The sequence below is a fragment of the Caulobacter sp. GW821-FHT09B11 genome (assembly GCF_059418205.1).
The window spans coordinates 1-26,009 of the sequence record NZ_JBWKPK010000026.1 but is presented as its reverse complement, the minus strand read 5'-3'; the positions used below and the strand labels follow the sequence as shown (position 1 = coordinate 26,009).

23 protein-coding genes and 1 tRNA gene are annotated in these 26,009 nt (G+C 69.3%); 10 read left to right on the top strand and 14 right to left on the bottom strand.

Features of this window, described 5'->3' with window-relative positions:
* Positions 1 to 4 precede the first annotated feature (4 nt).
* Positions 5 to 496, top strand: coding sequence for a hypothetical protein (locus AC07N1_RS18525; protein WP_494673122.1), 492 nt, complete (start codon positions 5 to 7; stop codon positions 494 to 496).
* A gap of 32 nt (positions 497 to 528) precedes the next feature.
* Here the strand turns inward: AC07N1_RS18525 and AC07N1_RS18520 are convergent, their stop codons facing one another.
* Positions 529 to 1,131, bottom strand: a complete 603-nt coding sequence (locus AC07N1_RS18520; RefSeq protein ID WP_494673121.1) for a thioredoxin family protein — start codon at positions 1,129 to 1,131, stop codon at positions 529 to 531.
* A 191-nt stretch (positions 1,132 to 1,322) separates the two neighbouring features.
* Between AC07N1_RS18520 and AC07N1_RS18515 the strand changes: the two genes are divergently transcribed.
* Positions 1,323 to 2,060, top strand: coding sequence for a DUF1353 domain-containing protein (locus tag AC07N1_RS18515; RefSeq protein ID WP_494673120.1), 738 nt, complete (start codon positions 1,323 to 1,325; stop codon positions 2,058 to 2,060).
* A 59-nt stretch (positions 2,061 to 2,119) separates the two neighbouring features.
* Entirely contained in the window at positions 2,120 to 2,569 is a 450-nt protein-coding gene (locus tag AC07N1_RS18510; protein ID WP_494673119.1) for a hypothetical protein, read from the top strand.
* 67 nt (positions 2,570 to 2,636) lie between these two features.
* Here the strand turns inward: AC07N1_RS18510 and AC07N1_RS18505 are convergent, their stop codons facing one another.
* Complete coding sequence (locus AC07N1_RS18505) at positions 2,637 to 4,835, bottom strand: protein-disulfide reductase DsbD family protein (RefSeq protein ID WP_494673118.1); 2,199 nt, start codon at positions 4,833 to 4,835, stop codon at positions 2,637 to 2,639.
* A 110-nt stretch (positions 4,836 to 4,945) separates the two neighbouring features.
* Here AC07N1_RS18505 and AC07N1_RS18500 point away from each other — a divergent pair, with 110 nt between their 5' ends.
* Entirely contained in the window at positions 4,946 to 5,338 is a 393-nt protein-coding gene (locus AC07N1_RS18500) for an acyl dehydratase (RefSeq protein ID WP_494673117.1), read from the top strand.
* 169 nt (positions 5,339 to 5,507) lie between these two features.
* On the opposite strand, the gene ptsN is transcribed toward AC07N1_RS18500, so the two are convergent.
* The 9 genes from ptsN to AC07N1_RS18455 form a co-directional block, all read right to left on the bottom strand.
* Positions 5,508 to 5,975 (bottom strand): PTS IIA-like nitrogen regulatory protein PtsN, encoded by a 468-nt coding sequence (gene ptsN, locus AC07N1_RS18495; RefSeq protein WP_494673157.1) that lies wholly within the window; start codon positions 5,973 to 5,975, stop codon positions 5,508 to 5,510.
* A gap of 86 nt (positions 5,976 to 6,061) precedes the next feature.
* A complete protein-coding gene (hpf, locus tag AC07N1_RS18490) occupies positions 6,062 to 6,697 on the bottom strand; it encodes a ribosome hibernation-promoting factor, HPF/YfiA family (RefSeq protein WP_494673116.1) in 636 nt (211 codons plus the stop codon).
* Positions 6,698 to 6,749: 52 nt separating this feature from the next.
* Positions 6,750 to 7,361 (bottom strand): exopolysaccharide biosynthesis protein, encoded by a 612-nt coding sequence (locus tag AC07N1_RS18485; protein WP_494673115.1) that lies wholly within the window; start codon positions 7,359 to 7,361, stop codon positions 6,750 to 6,752.
* A gap of 117 nt (positions 7,362 to 7,478) precedes the next feature.
* Positions 7,479 to 8,978: an RNA polymerase factor sigma-54 gene (gene rpoN, locus AC07N1_RS18480; protein ID WP_494673114.1), complete on the bottom strand. Its 1,500-nt coding sequence runs from the start codon at positions 8,976 to 8,978 to the stop codon at positions 7,479 to 7,481.
* Between the two features lie 194 nt (positions 8,979 to 9,172).
* Positions 9,173 to 9,934 (bottom strand): LPS export ABC transporter ATP-binding protein, encoded by a 762-nt coding sequence (gene lptB, locus AC07N1_RS18475; protein ID WP_494673113.1) that lies wholly within the window; start codon positions 9,932 to 9,934, stop codon positions 9,173 to 9,175.
* Between the two features lie 8 nt (positions 9,935 to 9,942).
* Positions 9,943 to 10,491, bottom strand: coding sequence for an LptA/OstA family protein (locus AC07N1_RS18470; protein ID WP_494673112.1), 549 nt, complete (start codon positions 10,489 to 10,491; stop codon positions 9,943 to 9,945).
* 42 nt (positions 10,492 to 10,533) lie between these two features.
* A complete protein-coding gene (lptC, locus tag AC07N1_RS18465) occupies positions 10,534 to 11,160 on the bottom strand; it encodes an LPS export ABC transporter periplasmic protein LptC (RefSeq protein WP_494673111.1) in 627 nt (208 codons plus the stop codon).
* 14 nt (positions 11,161 to 11,174) lie between these two features.
* Positions 11,175 to 11,792 (bottom strand): ribonuclease D, encoded by a 618-nt coding sequence (locus tag AC07N1_RS18460; RefSeq protein ID WP_494673110.1) that lies wholly within the window; start codon positions 11,790 to 11,792, stop codon positions 11,175 to 11,177.
* 157 nt (positions 11,793 to 11,949) lie between these two features.
* A tRNA-Leu gene (locus AC07N1_RS18455) sits at positions 11,950 to 12,036 on the bottom strand.
* Positions 12,037 to 12,178: 142 nt separating this feature from the next.
* Here AC07N1_RS18455 and AC07N1_RS18450 point away from each other — a divergent pair.
* A complete protein-coding gene (locus AC07N1_RS18450) occupies positions 12,179 to 13,150 on the top strand; it encodes a complex I NDUFA9 subunit family protein (protein WP_494673109.1) in 972 nt (323 codons plus the stop codon).
* Between the two features lie 177 nt (positions 13,151 to 13,327).
* Here the strand turns inward: AC07N1_RS18450 and AC07N1_RS18445 are convergent, their stop codons facing one another.
* A complete protein-coding gene (locus tag AC07N1_RS18445; protein ID WP_494673108.1) occupies positions 13,328 to 14,137 on the bottom strand; it encodes an undecaprenyl-diphosphate phosphatase in 810 nt (269 codons plus the stop codon).
* Positions 14,138 to 14,381: 244 nt separating this feature from the next.
* On the opposite strand from AC07N1_RS18445, the gene AC07N1_RS18440 reads away from it, so the two are divergent.
* Together AC07N1_RS18440 and gltB are read left to right on the top strand one after the other, a co-directional pair.
* Positions 14,382 to 15,827, top strand: a complete 1,446-nt coding sequence (locus AC07N1_RS18440) for an NAD(P)-dependent oxidoreductase (RefSeq protein WP_494673107.1) — start codon at positions 14,382 to 14,384, stop codon at positions 15,825 to 15,827.
* Positions 15,828 to 15,845: 18 nt separating this feature from the next.
* Positions 15,846 to 20,369, top strand: coding sequence for a glutamate synthase large subunit (gltB, locus tag AC07N1_RS18435; protein ID WP_494673106.1), 4,524 nt, complete (start codon positions 15,846 to 15,848; stop codon positions 20,367 to 20,369).
* A gap of 164 nt (positions 20,370 to 20,533) precedes the next feature.
* Here the strand turns inward: gltB and AC07N1_RS18430 are convergent, their stop codons facing one another.
* Together AC07N1_RS18430 and AC07N1_RS18425 are read right to left on the bottom strand one after the other, a co-directional pair.
* The gene (locus AC07N1_RS18430; RefSeq protein WP_494673105.1) at positions 20,534 to 21,232 is read right to left on the bottom strand and encodes a Stf0 family sulfotransferase; all 699 of its coding nucleotides are present in this window, start codon (positions 21,230 to 21,232) and stop codon (positions 20,534 to 20,536) included.
* Positions 21,233 to 21,278: 46 nt separating this feature from the next.
* The gene (locus AC07N1_RS18425; RefSeq protein WP_494673104.1) at positions 21,279 to 22,244 is read right to left on the bottom strand and encodes a hypothetical protein; all 966 of its coding nucleotides are present in this window, start codon (positions 22,242 to 22,244) and stop codon (positions 21,279 to 21,281) included.
* A 332-nt stretch (positions 22,245 to 22,576) separates the two neighbouring features.
* On the opposite strand from AC07N1_RS18425, the gene AC07N1_RS18420 reads away from it, so the two are divergent.
* The 3 genes from AC07N1_RS18420 (at position 22,577) to rfaE1 (ending at position 25,956) form a co-directional block, all read left to right on the top strand.
* Positions 22,577 to 23,392: a hypothetical protein gene (locus AC07N1_RS18420; protein ID WP_494673103.1), complete on the top strand. Its 816-nt coding sequence runs from the start codon at positions 22,577 to 22,579 to the stop codon at positions 23,390 to 23,392.
* Positions 23,393 to 23,411: 19 nt separating this feature from the next.
* Positions 23,412 to 24,299: a cation diffusion facilitator family transporter gene (locus AC07N1_RS18415; RefSeq protein WP_494673102.1), complete on the top strand. Its 888-nt coding sequence runs from the start codon at positions 23,412 to 23,414 to the stop codon at positions 24,297 to 24,299.
* Positions 24,300 to 24,504: 205 nt separating this feature from the next.
* Positions 24,505 to 25,956 (top strand): D-glycero-beta-D-manno-heptose-7-phosphate kinase, encoded by a 1,452-nt coding sequence (rfaE1, locus tag AC07N1_RS18410; protein WP_494673101.1) that lies wholly within the window; start codon positions 24,505 to 24,507, stop codon positions 25,954 to 25,956.
* Positions 25,957 to 26,009 lie beyond the last annotated feature (53 nt).

Genomic DNA, 26,009 nt, shown 5'->3' with positions numbered 1-26,009 from the left:
CATGATGTCCTGCGACGCGATCGCCTTTTCCGCCATGTTGTGGCTGGCTTCGACCGGTTCGGCGGCGCCCGTCGACCAGGCTCCAGCGGTCGTCCAACAGGGCCAGCCCCCCGCATCGGTGGCGGGCGAGCCGCTGTTCGCCGACATCGTCAAAAGGGCCGGCGCGCTGAAGGGCCAGACCGAGGCCTATCGCCAGGGCCTGCCGAAGGACGCGGCGGCGAGCGCCGTCCCGCTCTCCGGCTTCACCGCCTTCAAGGCCGAGATCGAGGCGCTGTCAGCGCTGGACATGAAAGGCCACGTGACCCTGAAGGAGCGCGGCGCGGTCGACGACCTCAAATGCATCCTGCGCGGCATCAGCCAGGACCTGCCCGAGAAGCTCTCGGCCATGTCGGCGGCCAAGACCGTCAAGGAGCAGGACCTGGCCCTGCGCGACATGGTCTATCTGCTGAACGACAACGTCGAGGTCATCACCGCGCCGCCGCAGCCGGCGGCTTAATTCCACCTCTCCCAGAGGGAGAGGTTTCCCGTTCAGGCGTCCTTGTACTTCACCGCGCAGCCATAGGGCTGGCTGGACGGCACGGCGACCTTGCGGCCGGCCTTGAGGTCGGCGAGGGCGGCGGCGACGTAGTTCTTGGCGCCGGCGATGTCCTCGACCTTGTTGCTGGGCTTGTCGTCGATGGCGCCCTGGTAGACGACCTGGCCGGCCGGATCGATGACGAACATGTGCGGGGTGGTCTTGGCCTTGTAGGCGGTGGCGACCGCGCCCTCGGAGTCGAGCAGCAGGGTCGTCGGCTTGGCGCCCTTGGCCTTGATCCAGGTCCGGGCCTGGGCGCCGTCGGCGAAATAGCCCTGCTTGCCGGGAGCCGAGGAGGCGACGCTGAGCCAGACCACGCCGTCGGCCGTGGCGGCCTGCTGCAGGCCCTGCATGTTCCCGGAATAGTGCTTCTTCACGTAGGGGCAGCCCTCGTTGACCCATTCGAGCACGACGGTCTTGCCCTTGAATTCCGACAGTGAGCGGGTCTTGCCGTCGATGTCCTTGGCGGTGAAGCTCGGGGCCGGCGCTGCCAGAGCTAGGCCGGGGACGAGCACGACCAGCGGGGCGCTGGCGACGATCAGGCGACGGGTGATCATGGGGAAATCTCCGAGGGGCGACAGTCGGCTTTGCGAGACATTCTCACGGATCGCCCTGTGGTGGAACAGCGCACCGGACGCGCAATCTTTTGTCGCGAGCGGTCAAGCTTGGCCATGACCGCTTGATCCGCCGCATTTCGGCCGCCAGAAGACGGCATCGCTCGCCCCGTTTCTCCCCGAACGCCACGATCATGACGCTCCGCTCCAAGCTTTCCATCGTCGCCGCCCTCGCTGCAGGCCTCGCCCTGGCCGCCTGCACGACGACCAAGGAGACGACCGTCTTCGTGCCGGTGGTGGCGCCGACCCCGCCCAGCTCGCTGACGCCGCAGCCGATCATGCTGTTCAACCAGGCCAAGGAGGGGCGCAAGCTCTTCACCCTGGAGGCCGAGTTCCCCTATTGCGACGTCGAGACCGGCAAGGTGATCGTCGTGCCGCGCTGGTACGTCACCGACTTCGCCAGCGTGCCCTGGTACGGCCAGGGCTTCATCGACCCGCAGGGGCCGACGGCGCGCGCCGCCATCGTCCACGACTGGCTCTATGCGGTGGGCGAGCCGGGCAAGCGGGCCGAGGCCGACGCCATCTTCCTGCGCGCCATGCTGAAGTACGGGGTGAAGCCCTTCCAGGCCAACCTCGCCTACCAGGCCGTCAAGACCGGCGGCGAGCGGGGCTACGCCCTGCCCGGCGACTGGATGTTCATCGACCCGCGCCGCCAGGACGTGCGCCAGCCGCCGCCCTTCGCACGGCCCAAGACCGGCGCGGTGCGGATCATGCCGCGCTGCCAGGGTTTCGAGGCGCTGATCCAGACCGGCTGGCGGGCCTATCCCCTGCCCCGGCCGGTGATCGCCGCGCCGCCGCCGGTGACGACCACCCGCACGCCGATCGACGACGTGAGGGCGCGGCTGCCCTGGGGCGGCGACAAGAAGAAGTAGAGGCCGGATCGACCTCGCGGGCCATTGCCCAGCTTGACCTTCGGTCGTACGGCTAGGCCATGCTCGACTTCCTGTGGACCCTGCGCGGTTCGATCCCGCTGGACCCAGCGGCCTCCTACGGGGGCGCGCTCGACCGGGTGAGCGCCATGCTCGAACGGCAGGAAAAGCCGGCCCGGCGGATCGACGCCGGCGTGGTGACCTTCAGCACGCCGTTCTGGCGCAACCGGAGAAGCTGGAAGGCCCTGGCGCCCTATAACGAGGGCCGCTTCTGGACCGAGCACGGGCTGGACGGTCGGGTGCTGCGCTATCGGCTGAGCTGCCTGCACCTGTTCCTGACCTGCCTGCTGTTGGCAGCGGTCTTCACCCTGATCGCCGTCAAGGCCGGATCGGTCGACGACGACATCACCTACAACGGCGCCTACCTGCTCACCGGGGTCTATGCGGTGAACTTGCTGGTTTCGCTGGTCCGCGCGCCGCGCGTGATCCGCGAGGCCTTGCACGGTCGCTAGAGCCCGCCAGGTCTCTGGGGCCTCCCCCTCTTCCCATTCCCGCCACAACGGACGGGAGAACAAGAATTCAGCCCTTGGCCGCCTTTTCCACCGCCTCGATGACCATGCCCTCGGTCAGCAGCTGGGGCAGGATGGCGGGCGCGCCGCCGCCCTTGGGATAGACCAGATAGAGCGGCACGCCGGCGCGGCCCTGCTCGGCCAGGGCCTTGGCGATCGTGGCGTCGCGCTTGGTCCAGTCGGCCTTCAGCAGGACGGCGTTCTGGGCCTTGAAGGCCTCGGCCAGCCGCGCACCCGACAGGGCGGTCCTCTCGTTGACCTTGCAGGTCACGCACCAGTCGGCGGTGAAGTCGACCATCACCACCTTGCCCTCGGCTTGCAGGGCGGCGACGCGCTCGGGGCTCCAGGGCTCGGACGAGAGGCCCGGGCCGGCCTGTTCGGCGACCTGCGAACCCGAGGCGGCGGCCGGAGCCGGGACGCGCGCGGCGGCGACCGTCAGGGCGATCCCGCCGGCCAGGCCCGCCAGGGCGAAGCCGAAGGCCACCAGCGGGGTCTTGCCGGCGAAGCGGCGGGTCTCGCCCAGGCCATAGGCCCAGGCGGCGAAGGCGACCAGCACGGCGGCGGCCAGCAGCAGGGCCAGGGCGATCCCGCCGGCCTGCTGGCTGAACACCCAGACCAGCCAGGCGGCCGCGCCGTACATCGGGAAGGCCAGGGCGTGCTTGAGCACGTCCATCCACGGACCGGGCCGGGGCAGCCTGCGCAGCAGGCCAGGGGCGAAGGCCAGGATCACGAAGGGCGCGGCGAAGCCCAGCGACAAGGCCAGGAACACCAGCAGGGCGAAGGCCGGCGGCTGGGTCAGGGCGAAACCGAGCGCGCCCGCCATGAACGGCGCGGTGCAGGGGGCGGCGACGATCACCGCCAGGGCCCCGGTCAGGAAGGCTCCGGCCAGGCCCGAACCGCCCGAGACACGGCCGGCCGCCCCTTGCGCGGCGGCGCCGACCTCAAACACGCCCGACAGGTTCAGGGCCACCAGCAGCATCAAGAGAGCCAGCACCGCCACCACGGCCGGCGATTGCAGCTGGAAGCCCCAGCCCACCGCCTCGCCGCCGGCGCGGACGGCGATCAGCAGGCCGGCCAGCGCCAGGAAGGTCGCCACCACGCCGGCCAGGAAGGCCAGGCCCTGGACGCGGGTCTTGCCGGCGTCGTGGGCGTGGGCGGCCAGGCTGGCGGCCTTCATCGACAGCACCGGGAAGACGCAGGGCATCAGGTTGAGGATCAGGCCGCCGAGAAAGGCGAACAGCAGGGCGACCGGCAGGCCGCCCGCGAGGCCGGAAACGGCGGCATCGCCGCCCGACTGCGAAGACCCGCCGGTCGAACCGGCGCCGGCCGCGGGCAGGGAGCCTAGCCCTACAGAGCCCGGAAGGAGCGCTCCCTCGACGGCGGTGACCTCGTACGAGCCGCCCTTGGTGGCCACGACGCCGACCAGTTCCTTCACCGGCTCGGTCGCCTCGGGGCCGAAGGCGAAGCCCGGCGTCAGGGTCAGGGTCAGCCCCTCGGGCCCGCGCTCGATGGCCTGGGGCGCGGCGTGGTCGATGACCTGGCCGGAATAGGGAAAGAAATAGGCGTCAGCGAAGTCGCCGCCCTTCAGGGCCGCGCCAGTGACCGACAGCTTCACGGCCTGGCCGTCGCGAGTCCACACGGCCTTGAGACCGGCGGGCTTCGGGGCCTTGGCCAGCACGGTCGCGACAACCTCGCCCCACTTCGGGTCCGGCTTGGCCGGGCCGGCGACCACCGGCAGCGTCAGGGTGACCACCGCGTCCTCGGGAACGCAGATCTCTTCGCAGACCAGGAAGGCCGCGGCGGCCTTCAGGGTGACCGTCTGGCCCGGCTTGGCCGAGGCCGGCACGGTGATCGGCACCGGCAGCAGCACCTCGCCGTTGTAGGCGTAGTCCTGCAGCGGCCCGACCCGCACCCGTTCCGGGGTCGGCCAGACGATGTCGCCGGCGGTCCAGCCGGCCGGCAGGGTCCAGACGATCTTGGTGGCGTCGCCGGCGTCGCCCGGATTGCGCCAGTAGGTGTGCCAGTGGGTCTGGATCTTCTGGCGCAGGGCCACGAACACCGTCGAGCCCGGCACGGCCGCGGCTTCCTGGGAGACCAGTTCGACTTCCAGGTGGCCGGTCTTGACCACCTCGGCGCGGGCGGGACCCGCGACGGCGGCGAAGAGGGCCAGGGGGGCCAGGACGGCGGCGAACAGACGGCGCAACAGCATCGGCGACCTTGCAAAGAAAACTCGCGAAGACACATGGCCCGTGCGCGCGCTCTCGACAACCGTCAAGCCGCCGTGGTCAGGTCGGGGAACGCTTCGAACCAGGGGAATTCATGCCCGCTTCCTTCGACGACATCGAGATCGGCCAGGTCGTGACCCTGGGAACCACGGTGGTGGACGAGCGGGCCCTGGCGACCTTCATCGCCGCGTTCCAGCCGGGCTGGGACCTGTCGCTGGGCGCGCCCGACGCCATGGTCTTCGCCATCTGGAGCCGGCTCGACAGCGAGGCCACCGCCGATTGGCCGCAGACCAAGCGGGTGGGCGTCGACGCCCTGCGCTGGCTGCGCAATCCGCCGGCGGGCGAGCTGTTGCGCGGCCGCATGACGGTGATGGGCAAGGACCCGGTCGGCGAGGGCAAGGGCATCATCATCGCCCAGCAGGACCTGCTCGACGAGGCCGGCCGGCTGGTGTTCTCGTGCCTGACGCGGAGCATCTTCGCCAGGTGATCCCCTCTCCCCTTGCGGGAGAGGGTGGCCCTGCGGAGCAGGGTCGGGTGAGGGGTCGAAAGCCCTCCAAGCCGCGACGCCGGGCAGGCTAGGTGCGGTATCGGATTTTTGAGAGACCCCTCATCCGTCGGCTAACGCCGACACCTTCTCCCGCAGGGGGAGAAGGAAGCTAAGCCGCCGTCGGGGTCGCTGTCTCGCGGGCCAGCAACACGTGCACGGCGTCGGCCGAGCGGGCCTGGCGAAGCTGTTCGCGCAGGTCGGGCTGGCGCAGCATGCGCGAGACGCGGGCCAGGGCGCGCAGGTGCTGGGTGTTGGCCTCGGGCGGGGCGAACAGGGCCAGGAACAGGTCGACCGGCTTGTCGTCCAGCGCGTCGAAGGCGACGGGGGTTTCCAGGCGGACGAACACGGCGCGGACGCGGTCCAGGCCAGGCACGCGGGCGTGCGGCAGGGCCACGCCCTGGCCGACGCCGGTGGAGCCGGCGGCCTCGCGCTCGATCAGACCATCCAGCGCAAGGTCGGAATCGACGCCCAGCACGCGGCCGGCGACATCGGCGATGACGCCGAGCACCTGGCGCTTGTCCTTGGCGCTGACGCGAAGGGTCACGGCCCCCGGGTCAAGAAGATCGCCGATCATCATGGACTTCAACTAGCTCGCTCTATGCCGGCCGCCGAAAACACGGCCGCCGCGGTCCCGGAAACGCGCCGGGACCGCTTAGGCTCCAGCTAGCTCAGGGTCGAGCCGTTTCCGTTCAGCGGCTTGGTGCGCTCGGGGTCGATCCAGCCGATATTTCCGTCCGGCCGGCGGTAGACCACCGACAATCCGCCATGGGCGGCGTTCCTAAACACGATTGCCTGGGACTCGGTCAAGTCCAGTTCCATGACAGCCATCGAAACGGTCATCGTCTTGAGGGCGGCCTGGGTTTCGGCGATGACCATGGCCGACGGCGCGCCGGCGGGGTGGGCTTCCTCCGTGGCCCAATCGTCCTGGTCGCCGCTCTCCTCGCCATCGGGAGCGCGCAGTACGTAGAAGGCCGCGTTCTCGGCCTGCTTGGCGGTGGCGGCGATCGAGTGGCTCTTTAGCCGCTGCTTGTACCGCCTTATCCGCGTCTCGATCTTGGCCAGGGCCTGATCGAACGCCATGTGGGCGTCGCCGCCGGAGCCGTGGCTCAGAAGCTGCTGGCCCGAAGCCAGCTTGACCGAGCAATCGACGCGGAAGGCGTAACCCTCCTTGCTGATCACGACGTCGGCGTCACCGCCGCGGTCGAAATACTTACCGATGCTCAGGGTGATTTCGTCGGCGACTCGCGCTCGCAGAGCCTCACCAACGTCGACATGCTTGCCGGAGATTTGGACTTGCATGCCCTATCAACGCGCCCGTCCGGGGGCGGTGTCAAGCGGGAGCAAAACGGCCTCAGAAGAGTCCCGAAAAGACCCCGATCAGCTTCTTGACGGCGGCCGTCACGACCCCTGCACTGACGAAAAGCAGGGCCGTGCTGCCCAGCGCCATCAGATAGCCGAGCAGGGCCAGCAGGCCGTCGCGCTGCAGCAGGGCCAGCGCAAGAACGGCCACGGTCGCGCCCGGCGCCAGGTTGCCCAGCGGGATGGGCAGGATCAGCACCAGGGCCAGCAGGGTGCAGACCACGCCGATCAGCCGCTCGCCGCCGGCCGCGAACAGGAAGCCCAGCCTTGGCCGCGTCACCACTTCCAGCCGGCGCAGGACGGGCGTGATCTTGCGGAACAGGCCCCTGAGGTCGTCGCGCTTCAGCGGCCTCTCGGACAGCCCCTCGGGCAGCCACGGCGCATTGGCGCCCAGGGCGATCTGCGGCGCCAGCAGCAGGATCGGCAGCGACAGCAGGGTGGACGATCCCGGCGGCAGGGGCAGGCAGTTGAGCAGGCCGAACACCAGGAGCGTCGCCCCGAAGGCCCGGCTGTCGAAGGCGTCCAGCATCTGGCCGACGGTCAATACGGGTCGGGGGTCGTCGCCGAACCCCTCGATCACGTCGGACAGTTTCTCCTGGCTCATGCGCGGTCCTGTTTCACCCTTCCCTATAACGCGGGAAGCGGCCGGACCGCTTGCCCGAAAGCGTCACGGGACGAGAGAAACAGGGTGCGACGTCGCGTCGCAGGGGCGTCGCAGGACTCAGCAGGCTTCCTTGATCAGCCGGCGGCGCTCGACCGACGAGGGGATGCGCATGGCCTCGCGGTACTTAGCCACGGTGCGGCGGGCGATGTCGACGCCGGCGGCCTTCAGGATCTCGACGATGCGGTCGTCGGAATGGACGTCGGCCTCGCGCCGTTCGGCCTCGACTAGGCCCTTGATCTTGTGGCGGACACTGGCGGCCGAGTGGGCCTCGCCGCCTTCCGACGACTGGATGGCCGAGGTGAAGAAGAACTTCAGCTCGAACACCCCGCGCGGGGTGGCGACGTACTTGTTGGAGGTGACGCGGCTGACCGTGCTCTCGTGCATGCCGATGGCGTCGGCGACGGTCTTCAGGTTCAGCGGCCGCAGGTGCTCGACGCCGTAGGCCAGGAAGCCGTCCTGCTGGCGCACGATCTCGCTGGCCACCTTGAGGATGGTCTTGGCCCGCTGGTCGAGGCTTTTGACCAGCCAGTTGGCGCTGGCGAAGCTGTCGGAGACGAAGGTCTTTTCCTGGTCGCTGCGCGCGCCCTTGGAGACGCGGGCGTGGTAGCGCTGATCGACCAGCACACGCGGCAGGGTGTCGGTGTTCAGCTCCACGTGCCACATGCCGCCCAGGCCCTCGCGGACGTGGACGTCGGGCACCAGGGTCTGGGGCGGATCGCTGTGGAAGGCCGCGCCCGGGCGGGGCGTCAGGCCGCGGACCTCGGCGATCATCTCGCGCAGGTCCTCGTCGTCGACGCCGCAGATCTTGCGCAGCGAAACAAGGTCGCGACGGGCCAGCAGGTCGAGATTGTCGAGCAGGGCGGCGATGGCCGGGTCGTAGCGGTTGGCGTCGCGCAGCTGCAGTTCCAGGCACTCGCGCACGTCGCGGGCGGCCACGCCGCAGGGCTCGAAGCCCTGGACGACCTTCAGCACGCGCTCCACGCGGTCCAGCGCGCAGCCCAGGCGCTCGGCGATCTCCCAGAGATCGGCGCGCAGGTAGCCGGCCGCGTCGACGGCGTCGATCAGGATGGCGGCGATGGCCTCGTCGCCCGGCGACAGGCCGGCCAGGACCAGCTGGCCGTTGAGGTGCTCGGAAAGGGTCTCGGGACGGTTCAGGGCGCCTTCGAAATTGTCGTCGCCCTCGAAGCTGCCGCCGCCGCCGGCGCGCGACCAGTCGATCTGGCCGCCGGCGTGCTCGGCTTCGGCGCTCTCGCCGTCGCCCGTGGCGCGCTCGCCGGGGGAGACGTCGTCGCCGGGCGTGTCCAGCTCGCGGTTGGCCGCGGCGTCCGACACGTTTTCCATGCCCAGGTTCTCGACGGCCCGTTCGGGCTCGCCGTCGCGCTCGACCTCGCGCTCGCTGTCGTCGCGTTGCAGCAGCGGATTACGCTCGAGCTCGGCCTCTACGAAGGCGTCGAGCTCGATGTTCGACAGTTGCAGAAGCTTGATGGCCTGCTGCAGCTGCGGCGTGATGACAAGGCCTTGGCCCTGCCGGATGTCGAGTCTTGGGCTGAGCGCCAACGCGCCCTCCTGGCAAATCGAACGAAACTTACGATCGCCATTGAAAGGGCAGTCTGGTTAACGGGGCGCGAACGCCAGCAAATATCGGGCCACTGCGACCATCCGTCCTCGGAAAAAGAAAAAGGCCTTGTAGAACAAGGCCTTTCTCGAGATCCATGCGGCGAGACGACGCCGCCTCAATCGTGTCCGAGGCCTTAAGCGCGCTCGGCGAAGCTGTCGCCCAGGTAAACCCGGCGCACTTCCGGATTGTCGACGATCTCCTTCGGCGAGCCCTCGAAGAGCACCTCGCCGGCGGCGATGATCGAGGCCCGGTCCACCATGTCCAGCGTCTCGCGGACGTTGTGGTCGGTGATCAGGATGCCGATACCGCGGTTCTTGAGGTAGTTCACGACCTCGCGGATGTCGGAGATGGCCAGGGGGTCGATGCCGGCGAAGGGCTCGTCGAGCAGCATGAACGACGGTTCGCTGGCCAGGGCCCGGGCGATTTCCACGCGACGGCGCTCACCGCCCGACAGGGCGACGGCCGGCGACTTGCGGATATGGGTGATCCGCAGCTCTTCCAGGATGCCGGTCACCGTCTCGCGGGCCTTGCGCGCGTTCTTCTCGCGCATCTCGACCACGGCCATGACGTTCTGCTCGACCGTCATGCCGCGGAAGATCGAGGCTTCCTGCGGCAGGTAGCCTACGCCGAGGCGGGCGCGCTGGAACATCGGCTGGGCCGTGATGTCCTCGCCGTCGAGATAGATCGAGCCATAGTCGGCGGCGATCAGGCCGGTGACCATGTAGAAGGTGGTGGTCTTGCCCGCGCCGTTGGGGCCGAGCAGGCCGACGACCTCGCCGCGCTTGAGGCGCAGGGAGACGTTCTTGACCACCGGCCGGTCGCCGAAGGTCTTGCCGACGCCGTCGACATAGAGACCTTCCTCGGTCGGGCCGCCCCCCAGGGATTGAAACTGCATTTACGGCCTCAGGGCTTGGCGGCGGGCTTCTTGGAGTCGCCCGAGGTGCTCGACGACGTGCTCGGATAGACCACGGCGCGCACGCGGTTCTTCTTGCCGGCGCCCTTGACGCTGGACTCCATGCGCACGTCGTTGGTCTTGGTGTTGACCACCATGCGGTCGCCGCGCGCCACGTCCTGGCCCTGGACGGCCACCACGTTGCCGGTCACCACGATGGTGTCGGAGGAATAGTCGTAGGTCGCCCGATCGCCGCGCACCACCTGCTTGGGGGTGACGTAGAAGACCTCGCCCTCGGCCTCGACGCGGTCGACGTTGCCGCAGCCGTTGCCGCCGCCGCCGGGCTTCTTCTGATTGTAGAGGGTCATCTTGGCGGCGCGCAGGCGCGAGGTCTCCTGCAGCACCTCGACGGCGCCGCGGAAGATGGTCTTGCACTGGCTGGAGATCGTCTCCTGCTCGTCGGCCGAGATGTCGACCGGCGCGCTGGAATTGTTCTGCGCCATGGCCGGGCCGGCCATCAGGCCGCCCAGGAGGCTCGCGGCGACGCCAGCGACCGCCATTGCTCGTTTCATCGACCTCGCCCTCATCTGTCGCACCGTCCTCTACTTCCCGCCGTCGACGCGATCGAGGCGCGTGCGGACACCACCGCGGAAAACGATGCGGTCGCCCTTGTCATATACGGAATAAGCGTTGGATTTCACCTGTCCTGTGGGACCTTCGCCCTGCAGGACGGATTCACCGGTGATCACGCCGGTCTTGGTGTCCACGAAAGCCTCGTCCGACGCGAAGCGATAGCCGCCCCCGTCGTCCATGCGCACGTCGCCGCGCAGCACGAGCTTGAGGTTGTCCTCGCGATAGACGCCGCTCTTGGACGTCACCCGGCTGGGCTTGGGCTCGTCGATGCCCAGGGTCAGGGTCGGGTCGTCCAGCAGCACGCGCTTGAGGTCGGCGTCGTCGCGAACCGCCGAGCGGGCGGTGATCAGGAAGGCGCGCCCGTCGCTCGACTGGCCGTAGAAGCGCGGGTTGAGCATGCGGATCTGGGCCTGCGGCTTTTCCGGCGCGCGCTCGGCGGCGGTCACGGTCAGCCAGATCACCTGGCCCGCGGCAGAGCCGATCAGGGCCAGGATGACGACGGGCAGGGCGCCGCGCGCGGCGCGGACCAGACGCGAGCGCCGGCGCCAGCGCCGCAGATCGCGCTTGAAGCCGCTCCTCATCGCCACGTCCGACACCGTCCGGGCCTCCCTTAAGCGTGCGCGAAGATGTCGACGTCTTCCCAACCGGCCAGGTCGAGCGCGGCGCGGTGGGGCAGATAGTCGAAGGCGGCCTGGGCCAGGGCCATGCGGCCCTCGCGCACCAGCATGATGTTCAAACGCTCGCGCAGGCCATGCAGGTGCAGGACGTCCGAGGCGGCGTAGGCCACCTGCTCGGGGGTCAGCGACGCCGCGCCCCAGTCCGAGCTCTGCTGGGCCTTGGACAGCTCCACGCCCATCAGCTCGCGCGTCACGTCCTTGAGGCCGTGGCGGTCGGTATAGGTGCGGGCGAGCTTGGAGGCGATCTTGGTGCAGTACACGGGCGCCGTCATGACGCCCAGATGCAGCAGGAACATGGCGATGTCGAAGCGGCCGAAGTGGAAGAGCTTCAGCACGGCCGGATCGGTCAGCAGCGCCTTCAGGTTCGGGGCGTGATAGGTCGAGCGGTCCAGGCGCACCACGTGGGCGTCGCCGTCGCCGGACGACAGCTGCACCACGCACAGCGGATCGCGCCCGAGGCGCAGGCCCATGGTTTCCGAATCGATGGCGATCGCCGTCGCCCCGGCGAACACGCCGTCGGGCAGGTCGCCTTCATGAACAAAGCTGGCCAAGTGTCTTTCGTCTCCACGCGTCGGCGTCGTCGCGACCGGCGCCGCTCCGACGCCTTATAGTGGGACGCCGGCGATGCACGCCAGATGAACCGAATATCTATTGCATGGAAAGCTTGGAACCACCCCGCTCCTCGCCTCTGCGAGGGTTGGTAAGGGGTGGTGCCCAGGAGAGGACTCGAACCTCCACGACCTTTCGGTCACTGGCACCTGAAGCCAGCGCGTCTACCAATTCCGCCACCTGGGCCCGCGGCGCAACCCGTTGGGCCGCTGCGAGGGCCGGACGTTTATGCAAAGGTTCTGACGGCGTCAATCGCATTTCTCACTTTTCTTGCGAACATCCCCAGGCTCGTCTAATCCCCCCTTCATCGCAGCGACGAGGAATGAAGATGCAGGGTCTGGTCACGGTGTTCGGCGGCTCGGGCTTCGTAGGAAGCCAAGTGGTGCGCGCCCTCGCCAAGGCGGGCTATCGCGTACGCGTGGCCGTGCGTCAGCCCAATCTGGCCTATCGCATGCGCATGCTGGGCGATGTCGGCCAGATCGAGGTCTTCCAGGCCAATGTGCGCAACGAGGCCTCGGTGGCCCGCGCGCTGGACGGCGCCGAGGCGGCCGTGAACCTGGTGGGCGTGCTTTGGGAAAGCGGCCGCCAGCAGTTCCAGTCGCTGCACGCCATGGGCGCCAAGATCGTGGCCGAGCAGGCCGCCGCAGCGGGCGTCAAGCGCCTGGTGCAGGTCTCGGCCATCGGCGCGAACGCCGAATCGGGCAGCAAGTACGCCCGCACCAAGGCCGAGGGCGAAGCCGCCGTCCGCGCCGCCTTCCCGACCGCCACCATCGTGCGCCCGTCGGTCGTGTTCGGCCCCGAGGACAAGTTCTTCAACAAGTTCGGCCAGCTGGCCGCGCTGGCGCCCGCCCTGCCGCTGATCGGCGGCGGCCATACCAGGTTCCAGCCGGTGTTCGTCGGCGACGTCGCCGCGGCGATCGCCAAGATCATCGCCACGCCGGCCGCGGCGGGCCAGACCTTCGAGCTGGGCGGCCCCACCGTCTACAGCTTCAAGGAGCTGCTGGCGTTCGTGCTGACCGAGACCGGCCGCGCCCGCGTGCTGGCGCCCCTGCCCTGGCCGCTGGCCGGCGTGGTGGGCAAGCTGGGCGACATCCAGGCCTCGCTGCTGCCGCTGGCCCCGCCGATCACCACCGACCAGGTTGCCCTGCTGAAGGCCGGCGACAACGTCGTCACGCCGGGCGCCAAGGGCCTGTCGGACCTGGGCGTCGTCCCGACCGCCGTCGAGGCCGTGGTTCCGTCCTACCTCTACCGCTACCGCAAGGGCGGCCAGTACGCCCCGACCCCGGCCGGCGCGTTCTAAATTCAAAGCCTTCTCCCCTTGCGGGAGAAGGTGTCGGCGCCAGCCGACGGATGAGGGGTCTCTCAAACGCAAAACGCCGCGACGGCTGATCAGCTGTCGCGGCGTTTCTGTACGTGCAACCCCTCACCCGACCTCCTTCGGAGGCCACCCTCTCCCGCAAGGGGAGAGGGAACTTGGTCACCGCGGGAAGTAGATGAACGCCAGGCCGGCGATCCCGGCGGCGATGCGCCACCAGGCGAAGGGCGCGAAGCCGCGCTTGCCGATGAAGTCGATCATGTACTTCACCACCACCAGGCCCGACAGGAACGAGACCACGAAGCCGATGGCGATGATCCCCGCCTGGCTGACGTCGATGTCCTTGTAGCTCTTGATCAGGTCCAGGCCGAAGGCACCGACCATGATCGGGATGGCCATGAAGAACGAGAACTCGGCGGCCGCCTTGCGCTCGACCCCCAGCAGCATCGAGCCGACGATGGTCGAGCCCGAGCGCGACACGCCCGGCAGCAGCGACAGGCACTGGAACAGGCCGATGAAGAACGCCGTCTTCAGAGAGAGCTTCATGCCGTCGTGCTCGCGGGCCGGCGGGGCCTTCTTGTCGACGATCAGCAGCAGGATCCCGCCGATGATCAGCGAGATGCAGATCACCTGGGGCAGAAACGGGTTCTCGAAGAAGTGCTTGATGACGCCGTGCAGGGCCAGGCCCGCGGCGAAGGCCGGGATGCAGCCGACGATGACGCTGAGCGCGAACCGCCGCGCTTCCGGCCTGGTCGGCAGGCCGACGACGACCGCCCACAGGCGCTGGAAGTAGAGGGCGACCACCGCCAGCACGGCGCCCAGCTGGATCAGCACTACGAAGGTGTCCCACGGGGTCGCCGGCAGCATCATGGCCTTGGCCGCCAGCAGCAAGTGCCCGGTCGAAGAGACGGGAATGAACTCCGTCAGGCCCTCGATCAGGCCCAGCACGATCGCAATCAGCCAATCCGGCATGTCATTCCCTTGTGAAACAAGCTCTTGCGAGCGGAAACGGGCGTGCGCCCGACACGGTAAAAAAAGGGTTTATCCATAAAGTGGACCATTTGAGGGCATAGATGCGAGTCGATCGCAATGACCCCATCGTCATCACGGATATATTTGTCCCAAGATTTGACCACCGCATTCTTATTGCCCGGGAGAGTCCGTATGAGGCCCTCGCAAGCAAATTTTTCCCCGGCATCGGGGGCGAGGGAAGCGCATGGCCGAGCGCATGTTGAAATTCACGACCGTCTCGCGTCGCACGCCTGAAAAGCGGGCGGCGGAAGAGCGTAACGGCGACTTTCACGAGATCTACGCCGACTTCATCGACGCCAAAGCGACCGAGCAGGCCTCGCGTTGCTCGCAATGCGGCGTGCCCTACTGCCAAACCCACTGCCCCCTGCACAACAACATCCCCGACTGGCTGCGGATGACCGCCGAGGGCCGGCTGGAGGAAGCCTACGCCCTGTCGCAGGCCACCAATTCCATGCCCGAGGTCTGCGGTCGGATCTGCCCGCAGGACCGCCTCTGCGAAGGCAACTGCGTCATAGAGCAGTCGGGTCACGGCACCGTGACGATCGGCTCGGTCGAACGCTACCTGACCGACAAGGCCTGGGAGAACGGCTGGGTGAAGCCGCTCGCGGCCAAGGCCGACCGCGGCCAGTCGGTCGGCATCGTCGGCGCCGGCCCTGCGGGCCTGGCGGCCGCCGAGAAGCTGCGCGAGGAAGGCTACGCCGTCACCGTCTATGACCGTCATGACCGCCCCGGCGGCCTGCTGATCTACGGCATCCCCGGCTTCAAGCTGGAGAAGGACGTCGTCGAGCGCCGCACCCAGCGCCTGGCCGACGGCGGCGTGGTGTTCAAGCTCGGCTTCGAGGTCGGCAAGGACGCCAGCCTGGAAGACCTGCGCGCCGAGCACGACGCAGTGCTGATCGCCGTCGGCGTCTACGCCGCGCGCGACCTGACCGTACCCGGCGGCGGCGACAAGGGCGTGGTGCCCGCGCTCGACTACCTGATCGCATCCAACAAGAAGACCCTGGGCGACGACGTCCCCGCCTATGACAGCGGCGAGCTGAACGCCGAGGGCAAGGACGTGGTCGTGGTCGGCGGCGGCGACACCGCCATGGACTGCGTGCGCACGGCCATCCGCCAGGGCGCGACCTCGGTCACCTGCCTCTATCGCCGCGACAAGGCCAACATGCCCGGCTCGCTGCGCGAAGTGGCCAATGCGGAAGAAGAAGGCGTCACCTTCGAGTGGCTGGCCGCCCCGCGCGCCCTGTCGGGCGACGCCGACGCGGTGACCGGCGTGCGCGCCATCCGCATGCGCCTGGGCGCGCCTGACTCCTCGGGCCGCCGCAGCCCCGAAGAGATCCCCGGCGGCGACTTCGACCGTCCGGCCCAGCTGGTGGTCAAGGCCCTGGGCTTCGAGCCGGAGAACCTGCCGGAACTGTGGGGCGCTCCCGACCTGAAGACCACCCGCTGGGGCACGGTCAAGGCGGACGTGCGCCACCAGATGACCAATCTCGACGGCGTGTTCGCCGCCGGCGACATCGTCCGCGGCGCCTCGCTGGTGGTGTGGGCGATCAAGGACGGCCGCGACGCCGCCGCCGCCATGCACCGCTACCTGAAGGCCAAGGCGGCCGCGACCCTGATCGCGGCTGAGTAAGAGGAAAGAGATCAGACCATGAGCCAGATCGACCTCTATCTGAAGAACCGCCAGGCCCTCATCGACGGCCACGCCTACGACCCGACCACCGAGCGCGACGCCTGCGGCGTCGGCCTGGTCTGCGCCATCGACGGCAAGCCGCGCCGCGAAGTCGTCGAGCTGGCGATCAAGGCCCTCAAGGCCCTGTGGCACCGCGGGGCCGTGGACGCCGACGGCAAGACCGGCGACGGCGCCGGCGTGCTGGTCAGCGTTCCGCAGGACTTCTTCATCGACCAGGTGCGCCGCACCGGCCACGCCCTGCGTCCCGGCCCGATCGGCGTGGGCCAGGTGTTCCTGCCGCGCACGGATCTCGGCGCCCAGGAAGCCTGCCGCACGATCGTCGAGGCCGAAGCCCTGCGTTTCGGCTTCTACATCTACGGCTGGCGCCAGGTGCCGGTCGACACCTCGGTGATCGGCGAGAAGGCCAACGCCACCCGTCCGGAAATCGAGCAGATCATGCTGGCCCCGCCGGCCGGCCTCGAGGGCGAAGCCCTGGAGCGCGCCCTGTTCCTGTGCCGCAAGCGCATCGAAAAGCGCGTGCACGCCCAGAACATCACCGACTTCTACATCTGCTCGTTCTCGGCCCGCTCGCTGATCTACAAGGGCATGTTCCTGGCCGAGTCGATCGACGAGTTCTATCCGGACCTGAAGGACGAGCGCTTCGCCGCCGCCGTGGCGATCTTCCACCAGCGCTACTCGACCAACACCTTCCCGCAGTGGCGCCTGGCCCAGCCCTTCCGGATGCTCGCCCACAACGGCGAGATCAACACGATCAAGGGCAACATCAACTGGATGAAGTCCCACGAGATCAAGATGGCGGCCGACGCCTTCGGTGAGTTCGGGGACGACGTGAAGCCGGTGATCCAGCCGGGCGGTTCGGACTCGGCCAGCCTGGACAACACCTTCGAGGTGCTGGTCCGCGCCGGCCGCGACGCGCCGATGGCCAAGGCCCTGCTGGTGCCGGAAGCCAGCAACCCGAACCAGAGCGAAGAGCACAAGGCGCTCTATTCCTACTGCAACGCCGTGATGGAGCCGTGGGACGGTCCGGCCGCCCTGTGCGCCACCGACGGCCGCTGGGTCGTGGCCGGCAAGGACCGCTCGGGCCTGCGCCCGCTGCGCGTGGCCTACACCGACGATGGTCTGGTGATCATGGGCTCGGAAGCCGGCATGTGCGGCGTCGAGGAAAGCCGCATCACCCGCAAGCTGGCCATCGCGCCGGGCCGGATGATCGCCATCGACCTGGCCGAGGGCAAGCTCTACGGCGAGGACGAGATCGTCGACGAACTGGCCGGCCGCCACCCCTACACCGAGTGGCTGGGCAACATGGTCGACCTCGAAAAGGAGATCGCGCCCGGTCCCGAACCGCGCCGGTTCGGCCGCGAGGAGCTGACCCGTCGCCAGGCCGCCGCCGGCTTCAGCCTGGAAGACCTGGAGATGATCCTGGCTCCCATGGTCGAGGACGGCAAGGAAGCCGTCGGCTCGATGGGCGACGACACCCCGCTGGCGGTGCTGTCGGAGAAGTACCGTCCGCTGTCGCACTACTTCCGCCAGAACTTCAGCCAGGTGACCAACCCGCCGATCGACCCCCTGCGGGAGACCGGCGTCATGAGCCTGAAGACCCGCTTCAAGAACCTGGGCAACATCCTGGCCCAGGACGCCGCGCAGGCGGACGTCTACGTGCTGGAAAGCCCGGTGCTGACCACCGGCATGTACATCCGCATCCACGAGTTGCTGGGTGAGAAGAACGTCGCGGTCATCGACTGCACCATGCCGTTGCCGGCGCAGGAGGCCCGCCCGGGCGACGCCCTGCGCGCCAACCTCGACCGCATCCGCGCCGAGGCCGAGGACGCCGTCCTGCGCGGCTGCGGCGCCATCGTCCTGACCGACGAGGCCAGCGACGCCACCCGCGTCGGCCTGCCGATGATCCTGGCCACCGGCGGCGTCCACGCCCACCTGGTCGGCAAGGGCCTGCGGTCGTACGTGTCGCTGATCGTCCGCTCGGCCGAGTGCCTCGACACCCACTATTTCGCGGTGCTGGTCGGCGTCGGCGCCACGGCGGTCAACGCCTACCTGGCCCAGGAAAGCTTCCAGGACCGCCTGGAGCGCGGCCTCGTGGGCGACAAGTCGCTGCGCGACGTCTGCATCAACTTCAAGACGTCCATCGAGGGCGGCCTGCTGAAGATCATCTCCAAGATGGGCATCAGCGTCATCTCCTCGTATCGCGGCGGCTACAACTTCGAAGCCGTCGGCCTGTCGCGCGCCCTGGCCGCCGAGTTCTTCCCCGGCATGCCCTCGCGCATCTCGGGCATCGGCCTGGCCGGCATCGAGAGCAAGACCGTCGAGCTGCACCGCAAGGCCTGGGAGGCGGCGGCCGTCACCCTGCCGGTCGGCGGCCTCTACAAGTCGCGCCGCTCGGGCGAGGCCCACGCCTTCGAAGCCCGCCTGATGCACACCCTGCAGACGGCGTGCGACACCGGCGACTACGAGCTCTATCGCCGCTGGTCGTCGGGCCTGCGCACGCAGAAGCCGATCCAGCTGCGCGACCTCCTGGACTGGCGTTCGGACCGCAACCCGATCTCGACCGACGACGTCGAGAGCGTCAACGAGATCCGCAAGCGCTTCGTCACCCCGGGCATGAGCCTGGGCGCCCTGAGCCCCGAGGCCCACGGCGCGCTGAACATCGCCATGAACCGCATCGGGGCCAAGTCGGTCTCGGGCGAGGGCGGCGAGGACTCTGCCCGCTACAAGCCCCTGCCCAACGGCGACAACCCCAACAGCGCCATCAAGCAGGTCGCCTCGGGCCGGTTCGGCGTCACCGCCGAATACCTGAACCAGTGCGTCGAGCTGGAGATCAAGGTCGCCCAGGGCGCCAAGCCCGGTGAAGGCGGGCAGCTGCCCGGCTTCAAGGTGACCGAGATGATCGCCCGCCTGCGTCACTCGACGCCGGGCGTGATGCTGATCAGCCCGCCGCCGCACCACGACATCTATTCGATCGAGGACCTGGCCCAGCTCATCTACGACCTGAAGCAGATCAACCCGATCGCCCGGGTCACGGTGAAGCTGGTCGCGGCCACCGGCATCGGCGCCATCGCCGCCGGCGTCGCCAAGGCCAAGGCCGACGTGATCCTGGTCGCCGGCGGCGTCGGCGGCACGGGCGCCTCGCCCCAGACCTCGGTGAAGTACGCCGGCGGTCCGTGGGAGATGGGCCTGTCGGAAGCCAACCAGGTGCTGACGCTGAACAACCTGCGCCACTCCGTCGTCCTGCGGGCCGACGGCGGCATGCGTACGGGCCGCGACATCGTCATCGCCGCCATGATGGGCGCCGAGGAGTTCGGCATCGGCACCGCTTCGCTGGTGGCGATGGGCTGCATCATGGTGCGCCAGTGCCACTCCAACACCTGCCCCGTCGGCGTGTGCACCCAGGACGAGAAGCTGCGCGCCAAGTTCACCGGCACGCCGGACAAGGTCGTCAACCTCTTCACCTTCGTGGCCGAGGAAGTGCGCGAGATCCTGGCCGGCCTGGGCTTCAAGAGCCTGCAGGAAATCGTCGGCCGCACCGACCTCCTCGCGCAGGTGTCGCGCGGCGGCGAGCACCTCGACGACCTCGACCTGAACCCGCTGCTGGTTCGCGCCGACCCGGGCGCCAACAAGCCGTACAACACGGTCGTCGGCCGCAACGCGGTGCCGGACACGCTGGACGCCCAGATCGTCCGCGACGCCGCCCCCCTGCTGGAGCGCGGCGAGAAGATGCAGCTGACCTACACGGTCCGCAGCACGGCGCGCACCATCGGCACCCGCACCTCGAGCCACATCGTCCGCAAGTTCGGCATGAAGGGCCTGCCCGCCGGCCACCTGACCGTCCAGCTCAAGGGCTCGGCCGGCCAGAGCCTGGGCGCCTTCGCGGTGCAGGGCCTGCGCATCGAGCTGACCGGCGAGGCCAACGACTATGTCGGCAAGGGCCTGTCGGGCGCGACGATCGTCATCAAGCCGCCGCGCGGCCTGGCGGCGCCGGAGACCAACACCCTGCTGGGCAACACCGTGCTGTTCGGCGCCACCGCGGGCCGGCTGTTCGCGGCGGGCCAGGCCGGCGAGCGCTTCGCCGTCCGCAACTCGGGCGCCACCACGGTGGTCGAGGGCTGCGGGACCAACGGCTGCGAGTACATGACCGGCGGCCAGGTGGTGATCCTGGGCCCGACGGGCGGCAACTTCGGGGCCGGCATGACCGGCGGCATGGCCTTCGTGTTCGACCAGCACGACCGCTTCCAGGCCAACATCAACCCCGAAAGCATCATCGTCCAGCGCCTGGCCTCGCCCTATTGGGAAGGCGTGCTGCGCTCGCTGATCGCCGAGCACGCCCGCGAGACGGACTCGGCCTTCGCCGAGAGCCTGCTGCGCGACTGGGACCGCGTCCGCGATCTCTTCTGGCAGGTCTGCCCGAAGGAAATGATCAACCGCCTGCCCCAGCCGCTGGCGGCCGAGGAAGCGATGCACGAGCGGGCGTAAAGTCCGCTCCCACCAGCTCGCCCAAGAGATCCGTCGCCTTCTTCCGGGGCGACGGCGGGCGGCGCGCCTCCCAGCCCGCCGCACGACGAGGGGAACGCTCCGGCCCGAGCGTTCCCCTTTGTCGTTTCACGGCGCCTTCGCGGCCGGCGCCCACCGAGGGATGCTCAAGCCCGCGGCGTCAGCACCCGCAGGTTCGTGGTCACCGGCGTGACCCGGTCGCCGTACTCCTCGACGAAGCGCCGCCCCCAGGCGTCGGTGTCGGCGTCGCGCTGGATGCGCAGGTCGATGCGGTCGGGATCGATGAGGGGCGCGGTCTCGAGGCCCACCAGCCGGGCGACGGCGTCGACGCCCTCCTGCGGCGATCGCGCCACGTCCTCGTAGGCGAGCGTCAGCGGCCGCAGGCCGTTGACCGCAAAATAGGCCCGCCAGCGCGCCTGCTCGTCGACGATCAGCGACAGGCAGTTGGCGATCAGCGGGCCGTCGTAGCAGGGCGCGCCGTTGCAGGCCGAGGTCGAGCGGTACTGCCCGGTCTGCAGGGCTTTGGCCCAGGACAGCGCCTGGGCCAGGATGTCGCGTCGTTCCAGGTGAACGAACGACAGATTCGGCAGCCGCAGCGCCCAACGCGTCGCCGCCACCTGCTCGAACTGGGTGATGAACAGCTTGAAGCCGTAGACGCCGTTGTCGGTGGCGCCCAGCTGGACGATGGCCTGCAGCTGGGCTTCCGGGTCGTCGGGATAGTCAGGGTGGTCGAGCAGGCGCCGGGCCGGGCCGTTGAAGTATTCGAGGGGACGCCCGAGCGCCCCCGTCGAACCCAGCAGCTGGGCCAGATAGTTGCTGCCGGAGCGAGGCGCCGTGCAGATCACGTAGCCTCGCTTCGACCCCGGCTCCAAGCCGCCGGAAGCCGCGTCGTCAGCGCAGGGTGACCGTTGAGGTCGGGTTGTTCGATGCGCCGTTGCCGTCGAAGACATTGTTTCCGTACGAGATGATCTGGCCGCCGGCCACGGGAAGCAGGCCGCTGGTGTTGCCGCTGATCACGCTGCCCGACACCCGGACGATGGCGACCGCGCCGTTGGAATTGATGCCAGAGTTGTTGCTGGTCGCCGACGACCCGTCAATCACGAGCGTGGCCGCGGACGACGCCCCGGAGACGATCGAGAAGGCCGACAGGGTGCTGTTGGCGACCTGGGTGTTGTTGACGGCGATGTCGATCGTGCCGGTGGTGCCGCTGCTGTCGCCCCGGATGCCGCGGACGTTGTTGAGGAACGCCGAGTTGCTGATCGAGACCTTGGCCGAGCCCGTGCCGGTGGGGATGACGAGCACGCCGGCGCCGTCATTGACCAGGCCGCTTTCGCTGATGTTGACGTTGTCGAGGTTCAGCTCGACGGTGTTGGCCGTGTTGAGCACCACGACGCCGTTGCCGTTCGGGGCGGCGGTGCGGACGCCGCTGATGTTCGAGTCCACGATGTTGACCGTGCCGGCGTTGAGGATCCGCACGCCGTTCAGGCCGGAGTTGGCGCTGGTCGTGCCCTGGATGTTCAGGCCGCGCAGCGTGATGACGTCGGTGGCCGCGGCGTTGATGACCACGCCGTTGGTGCTCGTCGACAGGATGCCGCCCATGCTGGGATCGGTGCCGATGGTGATCGACTTGGTGATCGTCACCGTGCCGAAGCCGCCCGGATCCAGCGTGTTGATCTCGCCGCCCGCGGCCGTCTTGCTGATGGCGCCGGCGAAGGTTTTGCAAGGAGCCGTGCGGCTGCACGGATTGACGTCGTCACCGACGCCCGACACCCACGTGCGGGTGGCCTGAGCCGACGCGACGGCCGGCATGACGAGCAGAGCAGCGGCCACCAGGCCGCATTTGATGATGGTCTTCACGATCAATCCTCCCGGCGGCCGAAGGGCCAGCACGTTCGTGGACAGCGATGTTCATTCAAAAAATTACGGGCCCGCGCGCACTCGCGGGAAAAGATTAAGCGACTTCAAGCTTAACTATAGGATGTTCTTTGACGTCGCTCGCCGACCGTCTAGTTAATCGGGGCGGCCCCGGAGAAAGACATACGAAGCGCGTAAAAGTCAATTACACATAACGGGGTTATGCGGAGTCGGCGGCGGCTCGCGGCCGTCGAGTCGGATCCCCGACCCAAGGCCATGCGTTCGCCCAGATGCGGGGAGATGCACGTTCCTATGTCCAAGGAGATCGAGTTCGCTTGATACCGACCCAAACGGCCCTCGTCGTGGCGCACCCCGGCCACGAACTACGCTTGGCGAACTGGGTCGCCAGCGCGCGCCCCGTCGTCTCGATTATCGCCAAGGGATCGCGCTCGGGCCTCTCCGAAGCCCGCATCCAGGCCAGCCGCGCCCTGGTGACCGAACTGGGCGCCCGCCCCGCCGACCCGTTCGGCATCGCCTATGACGCCGACCTCTATCGCAGCATCATGACCAGTGACGTCGGCATGTTCGCCCGCATCGCCGACGACCTGCGCGCGATGTTCGTGCGCGAGGGCGTGGCCACCGTGGTCGCCGACTCCTGGCAGAACTACAATCCGGTGCACGACCTGACCCACGCCCTGGCGCGAGCCGCCGCGGCCGAGGCGGCCGTGCTGGCCCGCCATCCGATCCAGGTCTTCGACTACCCCGTGGTCATGGGTCCGCTGGCCCATGCGGAGGCCGGTCCCGAGCACCTGCGCCTGGCGCTGTCTCCCGACGAGGTCGCCGCCAAGATGGCCCTGGCCGACCAGTATCCCGAGATCGTCGAGGACGTGCGCTCGCTGAGCCAGGCCGTCGGCGTCCAGGCCTTCGCCCTGGAGAGCCTGCATCGGCCCGCGCCGCTGCGCAGCCTGATATGCGCCCCCGGCCAGCCGCCGTGGTACGAACTCTACGGCGAGGAACGGGTGAGAGCCGGAGTCTATACGGACGTGCTAAGGTGGAGCCACATCGAGCCGATCGTGTCGATGCTGGCCGAGCGGCTGGAGGCCGCCGAGGCCCAGGGCGCGAGGCGGACGGTCGGCGTCGAGGCCCGATAGACCCGCCGCGCGAAGGTTCATGAGCAGTCCGTCCCCGTCGCCCGCCTCCGCCGAAGCCCTGACCCGCCGGGTGACCGCCCTTTCCGTAGGCGTCGCCGCCATCCTGATCCTGGTCAAGGGCGCGGCCTGGCTGGCCAGCGGCTCGCTGGCGCTGCTGGCCTCGCTGGCCGACTCCGGGCTGGACCTGGTGGCCTCGCTGATCACCTTCTTCGCCGTGCGCTACGCGGCCGCGCCCCCGGACGCCGAGCACCGCTTCGGCCACGGCAAGGCCGAGGCCTTCTCCAGCCTGATCCAGGGCGGCCTGGTCTTCGCCTCGGCGGCTCTGATCGGGCGCGAGTCGATCGGCGGCCTGCTGCACCCCAAGCCGGTCGAGCATAGCGTCTGGGGCGTGCTGGTGATGATCGTCTCGATCGGCCTGACCCTGGCCCTGATCCGCGCCCAGGCCGCGGTGATGGCCAAGACCCGCTCGATGGCGGTGGCCGGCGACCACGCCCACTACGCCGCCGACCTGGCGTCCAACGCCGTGACCCTGGCGGGCCTCGCCGCCGTCGCCCTGCTGGGCTGGACCTGGGTGGACGCCGCCGCCGGCCTGGCGGTGGCCGCCTGGCTGCTGTGGGGCGCGGTCGGGGTGTTCCGCCAGGCCGCCGATCAGCTGATGGACCACGAACTGCCCGTCGAGGAGCGCGAGGCGATCCTGGCCCTGCTGGTCGACGACCCCCGCATCGGCGGCGTGCACCAGCTGCGCACCCGCGCCGCCGGCCCGCACATCCACGTCCAGGGCCACATGGACTTGGCCGCCGGCCAGACCCTGGCGGAGGCCCATGCGATCATGACCGCCGCCGAGGACCGGGTGAAGGCGGCCTTCCCCAGCGCCGACGTGCTGCTGCATCCGGATCCCAGGGCATAGGTCCTCCCCCTCTGGGGGAGGTGTCGGCGCAGCCGACGAAGGGGGGAGTGGCTCGAACCAGGCCAACGCTCCGGAAGCTGAAAACGTCCCCCCTCCGGCCCTTCGGGCCGCCTCCCCCAGAGGGGGAGGATCTTGGCCGCCTCTTGCTCTCGTCGCCTGATGCGCCCAATTAGCGGCCTTCTCCCTACCGACGAGCCCCGCTTCCATGGACGACACCCTGGCCCGCCTGCCCGACGCCTTTTCCGGCAAGACCGTGCTGGTGCTGGGCGACGTCATGCTCGATCGGTTCGTCTACGGATCGGTCGACCGCATTTCGCCCGAGGCCCCGGTGGCGGTGATCGCCATCGAGCGCGAAACCACCATGCTGGGCGGGGCCGGCAACGTCGCCCGCAACGTCGCCGCCCTGGGCGGCAAGGCCGTGCTGGCCGGCCTGGTCGGCGACGACGACGCCGGCAAGGCGGTGGCCGCCCTGGTCGAGCGCGAACCGGGCCTGGAAAGCGCCCTGGCCGTCGATCCCAGCCGCCGCACCACTGAAAAGACCCGCTATGTCGCCGCCTCGCACCAGATGCTGCGCGCCGACCGCGAGGACCGCCACCCGGCCGACCAGGCCCTGGTGCTGGCCGCGTTCGAGGCGGCCCTGGCGAGCGCCGACGTCGTCGTGCTGTCGGACTACGCCAAGGGCGTGCTGACCCCGCAGGTCCTGAAGGCCGCCATCGCCGCCGCCCGCGCCGCCGGCAAGCCGGTGATCGTCGACCCCAAGAGCCGCGATCTTGCGCGCTACGACGGCGCGACGGTGATCAAGCCCAACCGCCGCGAGGCCGCCGAGGCCACGGGCGTGACCGGCGCCGACGACGAGGCCGCCGAGGCCGCCGGCGAGGCGATCCTGGCCGCCGCCCCCAACCTGACCGCCGCCCTCGTCACCCGCGGCGCGGCCGGCATGACCCTGTCGGCGCGCGGCGCCGCGCCCGTGCACCTGCCGGCCAGCGCCCTGGAGGTGTTCGACGTCTCGGGCGCCGGCGACACCGTGGCCGCGACCCTGGCCCTGTCGCTGGCCGCCGGGGCGGACCTGACCGCCGCCGCCCACCTGGCCAACGCCGCCGCCGGCCTGGTCGTGGCCAAGCTCGGCACCGACGTCGTCACCGCCGCCGAGCTGAAGGCCGTGCTGGCCGGCGCCCACGGCGATCCCGGCCAGGAGAAGATCGCCGCCCGCGCCCGGGTGATGGAGATCGTCGCCGGCTGGCGCGCGCGGGGCCTGAAGGTGGGCTTCACCAACGGCTGCTTTGATCTGCTGCACCCCGGCCACGTCTCGCTGCTGGCCCAGGCCAAGGCCGCCTGCGACCGCCTGGTGCTGGGCCTCAACACCGACGCCTCGGTCCAGCGCCTGAAGGGCCCGACCCGGCCGGTCCAGAAGGAGGACGCCCGCGCCGCGGTGCTGGCTTCGCTGTCGGCCGTCGACCTCGTCACCCTGTTCGACGAGGACACCCCGCTGGAGCTGATCAAGGCCATCAAGCCCGACGTGCTGGTCAAGGGCGCCGACTACACGGTCGAGACTGTCGTCGGCTCGGACGTGGTGCTGGCCAATGGCGGCCGGGTGGTGCTGGCGGGCCTGAAGGCGGGGCAGAGCACCACCGCGCTGATCGCGCGGGCCAATAGCTAGCGCCGCGAAGACCCCCTCCGGCCCTCCGGGCCACCTCCCCCAGAGGGGGAGGA